General features: G+C 68.1%; 11 protein-coding genes and 1 tRNA gene. 3 read left to right on the forward strand and 9 right to left on the reverse strand.

Annotated features, from left to right (window positions below):
• Window positions 1-39 precede the first annotated feature (39 nt).
• The 5 genes from EV645_RS09255 to EV645_RS09275 form a co-directional block, all read right to left on the reverse strand.
• Window positions 40-558, reverse strand: a complete 519-nt coding sequence (locus tag EV645_RS09255) for a YciI family protein (RefSeq protein WP_130441685.1) — start codon at window positions 556-558, stop codon at window positions 40-42.
• Window positions 555-1,640 (reverse strand): hypothetical protein, encoded by a 1,086-nt coding sequence (locus EV645_RS09260; protein WP_130441687.1) that lies wholly within the window; start codon window positions 1,638-1,640, stop codon window positions 555-557. Before EV645_RS09260 ends, EV645_RS09255 begins: the two co-directional genes overlap by 4 nt.
• 132 nt (window positions 1,641-1,772) lie before the next feature.
• On the reverse strand, window positions 1,773-5,192 hold the full coding sequence (locus tag EV645_RS09265; RefSeq protein ID WP_130441689.1) for a phosphodiester glycosidase family protein: 3,420 nt from the start codon (window positions 5,190-5,192) through the stop codon (window positions 1,773-1,775).
• Between the two features lie 87 nt (window positions 5,193-5,279).
• The gene (locus EV645_RS09270; protein ID WP_130441691.1) at window positions 5,280-7,427 is read right to left on the reverse strand and encodes an outer membrane protein assembly factor BamB family protein; all 2,148 of its coding nucleotides are present in this window, start codon (window positions 7,425-7,427) and stop codon (window positions 5,280-5,282) included.
• A gap of 53 nt (window positions 7,428-7,480) precedes the next feature.
• A complete protein-coding gene (locus EV645_RS09275; RefSeq protein ID WP_130441693.1) occupies window positions 7,481-7,834 on the reverse strand; it encodes a YciI family protein in 354 nt (117 codons plus the stop codon).
• 119 nt (window positions 7,835-7,953) lie between these two features.
• On the opposite strand from EV645_RS09275, the gene EV645_RS09280 reads away from it, so the two are divergent.
• Complete coding sequence (locus EV645_RS09280; protein ID WP_130441695.1) at window positions 7,954-8,340, forward strand: hypothetical protein; 387 nt, start codon at window positions 7,954-7,956, stop codon at window positions 8,338-8,340.
• On the opposite strand, the gene EV645_RS09285 is transcribed toward EV645_RS09280, so the two are convergent.
• The gene (locus EV645_RS09285) at window positions 8,330-8,608 is read right to left on the reverse strand and encodes a YggT family protein (RefSeq protein WP_130441696.1); all 279 of its coding nucleotides are present in this window, start codon (window positions 8,606-8,608) and stop codon (window positions 8,330-8,332) included. The genes EV645_RS09280 and EV645_RS09285 overlap by 11 nt on opposite strands.
• A gap of 455 nt (window positions 8,609-9,063) precedes the next feature.
• A tRNA-Tyr gene (locus EV645_RS09290) sits at window positions 9,064-9,146 on the reverse strand.
• An 82-nt stretch (window positions 9,147-9,228) separates the two neighbouring features.
• On the opposite strand from EV645_RS09290, the gene EV645_RS09295 reads away from it, so the two are divergent.
• Both EV645_RS09295 and EV645_RS09300 read left to right on the forward strand, forming a co-directional pair.
• Complete coding sequence (locus EV645_RS09295) at window positions 9,229-9,720, forward strand: YajQ family cyclic di-GMP-binding protein (protein ID WP_130441698.1); 492 nt, start codon at window positions 9,229-9,231, stop codon at window positions 9,718-9,720.
• Window positions 9,721-9,787: 67 nt separating this feature from the next.
• Window positions 9,788-10,726, forward strand: coding sequence for a phosphotransferase enzyme family protein (locus EV645_RS09300; protein WP_157997033.1), 939 nt, complete (start codon window positions 9,788-9,790; stop codon window positions 10,724-10,726).
• Here EV645_RS09300 and EV645_RS09305 read toward each other — a convergent pair.
• Entirely contained in the window at window positions 10,710-11,957 is a 1,248-nt protein-coding gene (locus EV645_RS09305; RefSeq protein WP_130441702.1) for a vanadium-dependent haloperoxidase, read from the reverse strand. The genes EV645_RS09300 and EV645_RS09305 overlap by 17 nt on opposite strands.
• The gene (locus EV645_RS09310) at window positions 11,954-12,244 is read right to left on the reverse strand and encodes a hypothetical protein (protein ID WP_130441704.1); all 291 of its coding nucleotides are present in this window, start codon (window positions 12,242-12,244) and stop codon (window positions 11,954-11,956) included. Before EV645_RS09310 ends, EV645_RS09305 begins: the two co-directional genes overlap by 4 nt.
• Between the last annotated feature and the right edge of the window lie 16 nt (window positions 12,245-12,260).

Below are 12,260 nucleotides of genomic sequence, written 5' to 3' on the forward strand. Positions count from 1 at the left end.
TCCACGCTGGGCGCGGGAGGTGAATCCGGGACCAATTCGCTACCGCCTGCCGCCGAACTCCCAGGGATGTACTTCGGCATCCGACGCCTGGACGAGTACGGCGGCAGCCGCGGCGTCCGGCGCCTCAACCAGCGCCGCACGACCCACGTACACGTCGCCGTCGAGCAGGTCGCCGTACACGATCAGGTGGTCCGACGTCAGCGGTCGCGGGCCGTCCTTGGTGAGGACGAGGTAGCGGCCGAGGCCCTCGACCGCGGTCGTGAACTCCCACATCGTGCGACCGGTGTGGTTGTGGAAGCGGTACAGCTCGACCGTGTCGAACGCACCGCCGACGTAGTACGGCTCGTCGTACGCGAAGATCTTCAGCGCCTCGTCGTCCGGGAGCTCGACGATGTGCAGGCTCCCGGTCGACTCCTCGCGGTCCTCGGTGAGGGTCGGGCCGCGCGCGATCAGCTCCTCGGCGTACCCGTCCATGAAGGCCCAGTGCTCCTCGGTCAGCTGGGCCTTCAGGTCGCCGGCACCGGCACGATCACGGCCGTAGACGAAGTACTGCGTCACTTGCCGGCCAGGTGGAGGCGCAGGATCGTGTCGTAGTCGACGATCTCCACACCCACCGCGGGCACCACCGTCTCCTGGCTCGGCACGATCAGCAACTGCCGCGGGTCGGCGACGTCGACGTCGTACTTCGACTTCACCTGGGACCGGTTGTCCGCGGTGCCGAGGTACTCCGTGTAGCGCTCGAGCTCGGCGGCGCTCTCGAGAACCGGCGTACGGAAGGAGCGGCGGCGCTTCTTGCCGTTGACCACGTCGACGACCGGGAGCTCGAGGCGGCCGACGATGTGACGGCCATCGGCGCGCTCGAGGATGAAGTCGGGCTGCAGGTCGTCGAGCGACGGCTGCCGGAGCAGGCGGGTCGCGCCGAACGCCGACAGCAGGATGCTCTCGTGCTTGCCGAGGAACTCGTCGACGGTCGAATCCTGCAGACCGTGCGCGAGGTAGGTGCTCTCGAATGCGTCAGCCTTCAGCTCGGCCGGGTCGACCGGCAGGCTGATGGTGCCGATCGGGTCGAGGTGTGGCTGGGAGTTGGAGTAGTTCCGCAGGAAGTCCAGGTACTTGTCGACCGGCTCCGAGCGGTGGATCGCCAGCGCGAAGAACACCCAGTGCGCGCGCAGCGAGTCGCCGCCGCCGTGCACGAGCAGCGTCCGGTCGAAGGTCGAGTAGTTGCCCGGCGCGAACCGCAACAGCTCCTCCGCCGGGCCGACCAGCTCGTTGCCCAGCATGTTCGCGGCCGTCGGGAACCGCTTGTCCAGCGAGTTCCGGCCGGTCTCGGTCGCGATCGTCGCGTCCTTGAACCAGTTCTGCCCTTCGAGGTTCGCCACCACGGTGCCGTCGCCGACTCCGAAGTACTCCTCGACGCTTGCGCGCTTCTGCCGCCGGACCTCGGGGCTGCGGTACTCGCGGCTCAGTCCGACCAGCTCGAGGATGTTCCAGTCCGGCGTCTCGGTCAGCACCATCATCCGCGGGAACAGCATCGGCCCGGGCAGCTCACCCCGGTGGCTCACCGGCAGGTGCCCGGCCGCCTCCTTCAGGTGCTCCCCCCAGAACTGCGCGTTCACCTTCACGAACTCAGTGGGTTTCATTGCTCTCCTCGCTCGGACACTCCGTCATAACCGACAACTCCCGCCCAAGCAGACCCTATTCCCCAGCGGATCGCCGAAAAGGCCGAGGCCCGGCCGGGGGCGTTCCCGGCCGGGCCTCGACGGGTGCGTGGATCAGCGAACGACCTTGATCGTCGTTGCCGTCGTGATCGGCGCGAGCGACGCGTCGCCGGTGAACGCACGCATCGAGTCGTTCGTCACCGACACGGTGACGGTGCCCGGACGCAGCGCCGTCAGGGTGCGGGTTGCCGGATCCAGTACGGCGATCTTTCCGGCGTACCGCGCCTTCTTGATCGCGTCTGATCCGGATCCGATGGCGAGGCCGGACGAGCCGCTCCAGTGCACCGACATCGGGTAGCGCACCGGTACGACGCGAGTACCGGTGCCGACGCCCTCCGGCTGGACGATGCTTCCGCTGAGCTGGGTGGACGTTCCGGCCGGCAGCGAGGTCGGAGCGTTGAGCGTGATCGACTGCGCGAACGCCCGTACGTCGGCCTCGAGCCACTGCTGGTCGGCGGGCTTGTGCGCGTCGATCGACCAGTCGACCCATCCCGTGAAGCCGCCGCGGTCCGGCGTACCGTACGGGTCTTTGCCGGACGACGGGAGCACCGTGTACGGCACGCCCTCGACCCGGTGCACGTTGGCGACCTGTGCGTGCGAGCCGACCATGGCGGCGCCCTTGTCGGTCTTGCCGCGGAAATCGGTCAGCATCTTCTCGATCAGCGCGACCTCGTCGCGGTCACCGAGCTGGCTCGCCTTGGTCTCCTCCGGGTCGTCGACCGGGTGGTGCGCGAAGACCATCACGTTGTGGATCGACTTGTCGCGGGCGGCAGTGTCCAGCGCCACCTTCAGCATCGGGAGCTGGTCCCAGGCCGAAGTACGCAGGGTTCCGAGCGAGCTGGCGAGCAGGATGAAGCGGGTGCCCTTGTGGTCGAACGTCCGGTACGGCTGACCGAACTCCTTGGTGAAGTTGGTCAGGTCCTGCTGGACGTTGTTGAGACCGTACGACTCGTGGTTGCCCGGCACGTAGTAGCACGGGACCGTTGGGCCATGCGGCGTACTGTTCGGCGCCGGCTCCTGACCGACGGGGATCAGGTCGCACCCCGCGTCGGTGAGCACCTTGCGCGCGAGCGACAGGTCCTCCGGCAACCCGCGGTCGGTGATGTCGCCGTTCAGGACGACGAGATCCGGGTGCGTCTTGCGGATCCGGGCGAGCGCCGCCGTCGCGACCTGCGACAGGGCCGGATTGTCGGCGGTGAACTGGACGTCCGACAGCGTCGCGAACTTCCACGTGTCATGACCGCCGGGCAGGCTGCCGTCGGTCGAGATCAGCGGGTCGGCGACCAGATCGGGCTGAGCCGGCAGGTCGACCGACGTCGGTACGTCGGCCTCGAACCGATCCAGGACGAACGTGCCCGCCTTCTGCTGGGCGACCGCGGTGTTGATCCCCTGGAACGACGCGATCGAGATCGGGTACGCCGTGTTCGCCGGCAGCGTCCAGGTGATCGTCTGGTAGTCCGGGCTCGCCTTCAGCCCCGGGCCGTACACGCCGAGGGACTTGCCGTTCCCGTCGACGAGACCGAGGTAGTCCAGCCCGCTCGGCACGTCGATGCTCGACTTGATCCGCAGCCGCAGCCGAAGCGGCTGGCCCGGGATCTGGATCCGGTTCGCGGCGCCGTTCGCCGAGATCCCGACGTTCCGCATCGCGGGGAAGTCGATGCGCAGTCCGTCGGGGTCGACCGAGCGCGTGGTGGCTGCGGTGCTGTTGTTGTTCCACCGCGCCAGTACGTCGTCGTCGAACTCGTAGACGACCTTCGTCTGCACGCCGACCGTGATCGGCAGCTTGACCTCCTTGCCTGCGGCGGACACGGTCAGGACCGTGCCGGCACTGGTGAGCGGCGTGATCTTGAGCTTGCCGTCGACCGGTTGCACGTCGACCACCGCGTGGTCGTAGTCGAGCTTCAGGTCGCGCGGGTCGATCGGCGCCGTGTAGCCCTGGCCGTCGCGGCCGGTGATCGCCACGCTGACGGCGTCGGCCGCGGTCGCCTCCGGAATCGACAGCTTGCCGGTCGACGGCTCCAACGTCTTCAGCGGCCCGAGTACGTCGACCTGCTGCGAGGCGTGGACCTTGCCATACGTCGTACTGACGGTGATCGGGCCGCGCGTGCCGGCCGTGAGTGAGCCGTCCTTGATGCTGGCGCCCTTCGCCTTCCACACCAGCTTCTTCGGGTCGGGCGTGACCGGGGTCAGATGGTTGTCCACGGCTTTCACGGCAACCCTGCGGTGCATGCCCGGGAAGACCTTGAGGCCACCGTCCGCGGCTGCCTGGCCGGCGCCCGGCTTCAGCAGCAGCTCGTCGACCTTGCCGTCACCCGGGCTGACGAAGACGCCGACGCCATTGGGGTCGTTGCGCTCCTGGCCGTCGGACGGGGTGTTGCGGACCGAGACGCCGTCCTCGCCGAGGGCACGAGCGACCATCGTGGTCGAGCCGCCGCCGTCGAGGTTCACAGCGGTCTCCACGCCGCGGGCCACGAGTTCCTGGGCCTCGCGGTCGATGCCGATACCGCCCTTGCCGGTGCCGCCCGGGCCGTCCCAGGTGGCGAGCACGAGGGTGCGGCCGCCGTTCTTGAGGCCGAGCGCGGTTCGCGGGGCGACAGACGTGTCGAGGCCGGGAACAACCTGGCCCTTGTTGACGATCGTGCCGCCCTGGCCGAGCGCGAACTTCATCGTTTTCGCGACGTCGTTGGCGAGCTCGTAGTGCAGCGTGAGAGCGTCGCCCGGCTGAAGCGCCCGGAGCGCGGTCGCGGCTGCGTCGCGGCCGACGAGGTAGAAGCCGTCCGCCGGGATCGGGCCGGAGCCGGCCGTCGGGCTGACACTTACAACCTTGCCGTTCTGAACCAGCACCTCAGCGAGATCGGTGACGCCGGTGAATCCGCGGCCGCGGCTGTACTCGCCCCAGGCCGGGGTGTACGCGACCAGACCGTTCGCCGGGACTCCGCCACCATTGGCAGCGTTGAGGGTCAGCACCTTGTGGTCGGCGCCGGCGAACGTCGCGGTCGCATCCACAGCCAGATCGACCAGCTGTGCGATGCCGTCCTTGCTGACTCCGACGTGCTGGCGGCCGCCCGCGTCGGCGGACTTGATCAGCTGGCCGTTCTGGACCTCGCCGCCGAGGGCGGCGTTGCTGTTGCCGATGTCGAAGAACTCTCCGTTGACGCCCGCGACCGCGCCGGCCTTGTTGGCGGAGACGCTCAGCGGGCCACCGGATGCGACGGGGCCGGAGGTGAGCAGATCGGTGCTGACCGCTTTGTCAGCGAGATCGATGCTGAGGTACTGCGCGTCGACCCAGCCACGCTGATCGACGCTCTTCACGTGGTTGAGCGCGATGCCGGGTCCGACGGGTTCGGTCGTGTTGACCAGGGCGAGTCCGCCGACCGGCGCGTCGGCGGCGTACCCGGGCGCCGGGAGGGACCATAAGGATGCGGCGGCCGCGGCGGCCACGATGCCGGTCGCCAAGCGATGAGGAGATTTCACTCCGCCACCGTCGACCCGCGGGGCAACGCCCCGGTTAACCGTTGTCGACGTACGAGGGTCTCCCCGTAGGCTACTAACGTTGCCGGCCTATCTGAGGGCGATCAGCCCGTCGTCGCCGCTGACCAGGACCAGGTTCCCGGCGGCGACCACGCCGTACCCGCAGGAGACGGACCGGTCGAGGTCGTGGTACGCGACGACGCCCTCGGTGACCGTCGCCAGCCGGCAGAGCCCGCCGTTGTACGGACCCATCGCGACCACCACGCCGGCCGCTGTCACGGCGTACCGCTGATCGAACCGGAACTTCACCGAGGCCGTCGACACCACCTGCCCGCTGCCGGCGTCGACGATGCGTACGACGGTGTCGGTCAACTTCTGCGCCTCGCTCGGACAGCTGATCAGTACGACGCGGTTGCCGGACGCCTCGGTCTTGAGCGGGCACGCCCACTCGTTCGGGATCTCCGAGCGCCACTTGATCTCGCCCGAGCGCGGGTCGACTCCCACCAGCGTTTCCGCTTGGACGCCGACGACCAGGCCGCCGGCCGCCGTCAAGTCAGTCAATGAGCCGTTCTGGGTCCACAGCTTCTTGCCGTTCTTCAGGTCGAGACCAACCAACTGGTCCGCGTCGCTCCCGCAGCTGTGGTCGAGCTGCGTGACGACTATGTCGGCGGTGGCGGTCGCGTTGATGCCGGTGCAGCGGCCGGGTTCGTAGGTCCAGCGGTTCGAGCCGTCGATATTCGTGCCGTACAGCTTGTCGGAGCCTTTGCTCACCGACTTTCCGGTGACGAGCGGGTCGGTGTTGTCGATGTCGTAGTCGCGGGTGCCCAGCGGCCAGACGGCTTTGCGTTTGCCCGTGTCGGCGTCCAGCACGACGTACCCGAGGTCGTCGTACGACGCGAGCACCTGCTGGCCGCCGTTCAATGCATAGAGATGCGGTACGTCGTCGGTGTCGGCGCGGGTGTAGCGCCAACGCGACTGGCCGGTTGCCGGGTCGAGCATCTCGATGAAGCCGCGTGCGCGGGCGACCGCGATCCCATGGGCGGTCGCGACGAGGTTCTGCAGGTTGCCCGGGCCGGCCCACAGCGATCCGCCGGCGAGGGTCGAGCGAACGTCGACATCGGCGGGCCGGTTCTGGCTTTCGAGGTACTCGTTCGCGCTGACCAGGTAGGCGCGCTGCGCTGGGTCGATGACCAGGAGGACGGCGAGGACCACGACGACGACTGCGCCGAGACCTGCGAGCACCTGGCCGCGATTCCTGCTGTCGTTGCGGGTGAACCTGGTGGCGGCAAAGGCCGCCGTACCGGCCAAGATCAGCATGATCGACACGACCATCAGCATCGGGACCCGCTCGCCGACCCCCGAGGCGCCGTTGGTCTCGGGGGTTGTCAGCCATACGACCACCACTCCGATGACGCCGACCACGGCCGGGGCGGCTGCCGTGATGCGGGCGTTGCGGCGTACGGCGCTGTAGACCACGGCAACGGTGACGAGCGCGGCGAGCATGAGGATGACCGCGGGCCAGGCCGAGTCGCCGTCGTACTCCGGGTTCCGCCAGGGCGCCCGCACGGCGGCCACTCCTGCGACGAACGCTACGAATGCCGACAACCCGGCCGTCACCGCCAGCGCGGCCCGCTGCCAACCGCGCCACGGGTGCGGTGTCAGGCCGTCGAGGGTGGCGAGCTCTTCGGTGAGATTGGCGCGGGCCGCGGCCTCGTACCGGTCGTAGGCGAGCTGCGTGTGATAGATCCGGTCGGCCGCGAGCAAGGCCTCAACCTGCGGACGCCGGCTTTGTACGTCGTACCGGCTGTCGCGTCGTACTTCGGACGCATGGGTCGGGTAGCGCGGATCGGCGTACACGGCCTGAACCGCGTCGAGCAGCACGCGGCCGTTGGCATCTGTCTCGGTGACGTCCAGGGTGCCGGTCAGCTTGATCAGCCGGGCGATCTCGGCGACGCGCACCGGGCTCACGTCGTACTTCGGCAGCAGCTGCTCGGCCAACCGGGCCGACGCCTCGGCATCGTCCGTCCTCCCCTTGGCATGCTCGGCCCGATGGAACCAGGCCGCCAATCGGACCGCCGCCGGATCCGTACACAGCTGCGTCAACGCATCAAGTGCCGTCAGCACGCCGACGAGATACCGCTCCCGGTAGGCGACCCGCTTTCCGCCGTACCGCTTGATCACCTCGTCCCTCAATGCCTCCGGCAACGACCCGTCCCACAACTCCCGAAGCCCAGCCACCCACAGATCCTGGCAGACACCCAGGATCAGGCTGTACGTCGGAGCGGGCCCGACTACTTGCGCTGAGGCTTGAAGCGGCGGACCTCCTGCGGCCAGCCGCAGCCCTCGGCGACCTTGGCGGCCCACATCTTGGCGGTCTCGTCATCGGGCACGTCGACCAGCGCGAATCCGCCCAGGTACTCCTTGGACTCGAGGTACGGCCCATCGGTGATCAGCACCTCGCCGCTCGTCGGGTCGGCGCTGAAGAGCGGGACGTCATCCTCTTCCAGCCCACCGGCAAAGACGTACACGCCGGCCGTCTTCATGTCCTCCACAACCGCTCTGGCGAGCGGCCCGCGCCCGGCGAACCACTCCTCGCTGTGGTCGCCCACCCACTGCTGGTTGAAGTAGATGAGGTACTCAGGCATGCCCTGCTCCTTAGCTAGAGCGGACCCCACGTCCGCCTCCACCCACGCTACGAACGCCATCCCCCAATTCCGACAACCGACCCCGAATTTCGCCGAATCAGGCCCGTTACGATCTCGACATGGCCCACTACCTCTTCAACCTCACGAAGACGGCCCCGGGCCAGTCCCTCCCGGACCAGGCCGCAGCCTTCCTGCGCTCCACCAGGTGGCCCATCGACCCCACCGAGCCGCACGCCCAGGCCCTCACGTCCGGCGACCAGGTCCTCATCTACCTGGGCCCGCCCGACCGCGTCTTCATAGCCCACGCCGAACTAGCCTCCCCGTGGACCGACGCCACCCACGACGTACTCCTGACTCACATCGAGCACTGGACCCCACCCGTCCCGATGGAAACCGTCCTGGCCGCGATCCCCCCGACCGAGAACGCCCAAGCCGACTTCCCCAGAGCGGTAGTCCGCATCACCTGCACCGAATACGAATCCGCCCTGTCCGCAGCTACAAACTGAACGCAATCCCCCGCAGAATCAGCGCCGCCACGAACACCGCCGTAAACGCAAGATCAAACGCCATCCCCCCAGCCCGCACCGGCCGCAACCGCCGCCGCACCGGCGCAATCACCGGCTCGGTCCAAGCATGCGTAACCCCCCGAACCCGCCCCACCCACGCCGCCCCGTTACCGGCGAACACTCCCGTCCAGTCCAACACCATCCGGACGATCAGCAGCAAGATAAATGCCGACAGGATGTACCCAACCAGGGCACCAATGAGGCTCATAACCCACACTCCTCCACCACGACCAACCCGGCCGTCTTACCAGTATCAACGGCCCCCACCCGTCGAAATGCCCCCAACCCCATCTTCTTAGCCGACTATCAGCCGCCGAGCGAAGCGAACGCGCAGGCAACCGACCACCCACTCCAAGCAGGTGACCTAACTACCCAACCCAGCCACAGCCGCCGAGCGAAGCGAAGGCCCCGCCCCAGCGGTGACCTAACTACCCAACCCAGCCACAGCCGCCGAGCGAAGCGAAGGCGCCGACAGCCGACCAACCCGCCCCAAGCAGGTGACCTAGCGACCCAACCCGACCCAAGCCGCCGAGCGAAGCGAAGGCGCAGGGGGTGCGGGTGGCGGAGCCCCCGCGGCGCGGCGAGCGAAGCGAAGCCGCACAAATGACGAGGGCGAGGCGGTCAGCGCAGGAACTGCGCGACACACCTCGCCCATCGCACTCGTGGCGGGTGCAGGGTTCGAACCTGCGTAGGCATAAGCCGACAGATTTACAGTCTGCTCCCTTTGGCCGCTCGGGCAACCCGCCAGGGTGCTGCCGGTTCGTGAACCGGCGTGGGAGACGATACAACAGGTAGTGGCCCTGACAGCAAATCGGAAAGGATGTGCCCATGGCTTCGGAGTCCTCCTTCGACATCGTGAACAAGGTGGACCGTCAGGAGGTGGACAACGCCGTGAACCAGGCGGCGAAGGAGATCAGCCAGCGGTTCGACTTCAAGAACGTGGACGCCGGGATCAAGTGGTCCGGCGAGGCGATCGACATGCAGGCGAACACCGAGGAGCGGGTGAGCGCCGTGCTGGACGTGTTCAAGGACAAGCTGGTCAAGCGGCAGATCTCGCTCAAGGGGCTGGAGGCCGACGAGCCGAAGCTGTCCGGGAAGATCTACAAGATCAACGCGACGATCGACGCCGGGATCACGCAGGAGAACGCGAAGAAGCTGTCCAAGCTGATCCGCGACGAGGGCCCGAAGGGCGTCAAGGCGCAGATCCAGGGTGAGGAGCTCCGCGTCTCCAGCAAGAGCCGCGACGACCTGCAGGCCGTGCAGGCCCTGATCAAGGGCCAGGACCTGGACTTCGCCGTCCAGTTCGTCAACTACCGCTGACCCGCCAAGGCCGCCACGTCCGGTAATCGGGTCGCACCCGAGTCGGTTGCCGGGCATGCTGGCGGGCGTGGGTGAGACGTTGTTGCGGAAGTGGTTGCTGGCGGACTTCGGGCTCGAGGTGGTGGAGCTCACACCGGTGGCGTACGGCGCTGACATCGCCGCGCAGGTGTGGAAGGCCGGTACGGCGACCAACACGTACGCCGTGAAGTGGAGCGCCGCCGGGACGAACACGGGCCATCAGGTGGCGGCGTTCCTGGCGGACAGCGGGCTGCCCGGCGTACCGGAGCTGATCCGGACCACGGAGGGCGGGCTGTGGTCCGTCCATGCGAAGAAGCGGCTGACGATCACGCCGTGGATCGACGGCGTACGGGCGGCTCAGTCGGGGCTGACGGACGAGCAGTGGTCGGAGTACGGCGCGCTCATCCGGCGGGTGCATGACTCGGAGCCGCCGCATCGCCTGCGGGATGCGCTGCCGAAGCACAGCCACATCGACGCCCGGACGCCGGCGATCGCGGAGGAGGTCGGCGAGCGCCTCGAGACGCCCGAGGGGGAGGTCGAGGAGGAGCTGGCCGCGGTGTGGAAGCAGTTCGCGTACGTCATCGCGGACCTCAAGAACAACCGCCCGCCGGCGCCGGAAGGCCCGCGGGTGATCTGCCACGGCGACCCGCACCTCGGCAACGTCCTCGTCGACGCCAGTCTCCACCTGATCGACTGGGACGACGTCATCTACGCACCTCGCGAGCAGGACCTGATGTTCATGCTCGGCGGCATGGGCGACGTCGGTCCGACCACGTCCAGCCAACTCGAGGCATTCCTCAAGGGCTATGGTCCGCACCAGATCGACCAGGACGCGGTCCATTACTACCGCCACGTCAGAGCCTTCGAAGACGTCATCGGCTGGGCCCACCAGGCCATCACCGGCCCCGACGAGTCCTATGCGCTGGCCGTGGTCAAGGGCATCCTCAACCACGGCCTGGCAGCTTTGGCGGTCAGTGCCGAGCACTGATCCAGCCAGCGACCTGAGTGCCCAGTACGTCGCCATCCACCATCGAGTGACGGAAGTGCAGCCCCGAGACGATCCGGGCCTCCCGTACGTCGCTCCGTACGGCGGACAGGTCCGGGTACACACGCGTCGTACCGGTGACCAGGCTGGACATCACCAGACGCACATGTGATGTGTGGAAGAACGCCTGCAGCGCCCCAGCCGCTCCAGCCGTGAAGCAGGCGTGGCCGGACGGGTACTCCGGGTGGTTCACGTTCAGCAGCGACTGCCAGCTCGGATCAGCCTGCGTCCGCGGGTTGCCGTCGGTGTCGGCTCGCTGCACAGCATGCACCGGCCGCCAGGACACATAGTGGAACTTGGCATCCCAGCACGCGATCACCGAGTCACCAGCCGACACATGCGCCAGTGCGAGCATCTGCGCCGCACCGGACAAAGACAGGTGCCGGTCAGCCGCCAACTGCACCAGCGCCCGACTCCACTGCTGTGCAGTCTGCTCCGACCAGAACCGCGCCGTCTCGGTCTGCTGAGCAGTCCGCGTCGTACTGTCCGCCCGCCCAAGCGAAGCGACCTCAGCCACGTCCCGTGCGTACCGCTTGCTGGTCAGCGCATCCGGCCCGTCCGGACGGAACTGCGCCCGATACCGCAGCGCCAGCGGACGAACCTGCGTCAGCACGATGTCCACCGGTGGCGTTGGCAGCGTCGGCTCCCACACACCCGGCCCCGGCGTCCTCTGCACGTACGGCACGATGTTCCCAAGCCCATCCCCCGCACGCCACGCCAGCACTGCGGCCGCCACCGACCGCCCCAGAGCCACGCCGCGGTCCTTCGCGCGCCCGGCAGGCACACCGGCCAGATAGTCGGCGTACGTCGCGTCCAGCCCAGCAGCATTAGGCACGCGAGCCCGCAGTACGTCGTACGCCGCCGTGGCAACCGCCGCCGCAGGAGACGCCCCACGATCCGGCCGTACGGCGAACTTGAACGGCCGGCCGTATCCGAGCCCGGCCACGGCATCCGCGATCGCGATGTGCACGATCCCGAGCAGCACCTCCGAACTGGCCGGCGGACGACCGGCCACGATCGCCTGCGTCGCATACCGGCTCCAATAAAGCACCGGCGCAGCACCAGCCGAACTCACCCCGGCCGAGCTGGCCGGGGCCGGTGGCGACAATCCCGCCCCAGCCAGAACCAAAGCTCCACTGACCAGCAACGCGACACGGCGAGGCAGCAGCTTCATGAGATCCCCTGCGCGTGCATATGGGGCCGGTGCAGGACGATCGCGGTCAGGATCGACGCGATCACGGCCGCACACAGCATCAGGCCGATCACCTGCAGTGTCGACGGCCCGACAGTGTGAACGATCGACGGCGCGACATTCGACGGCGGGGCACTCGCGGGCACAGCAGCAGGGACTGAATGCCCCGAAGGATCACGCGGCTGCATCGCGAACGCCGTACCGGACAAGGCCACCCCGGACAGCACCAGCGTGCCGAACATCGCGGCAAGACGAGTCAGTAGTTTCATGGTCGTTCCTTCCCGA

It is taken from the genome of Kribbella rubisoli, from assembly GCF_004217145.1.
GTDB classification, from domain to species: domain Bacteria; phylum Actinomycetota; class Actinomycetes; order Propionibacteriales; family Kribbellaceae; genus Kribbella; species Kribbella rubisoli.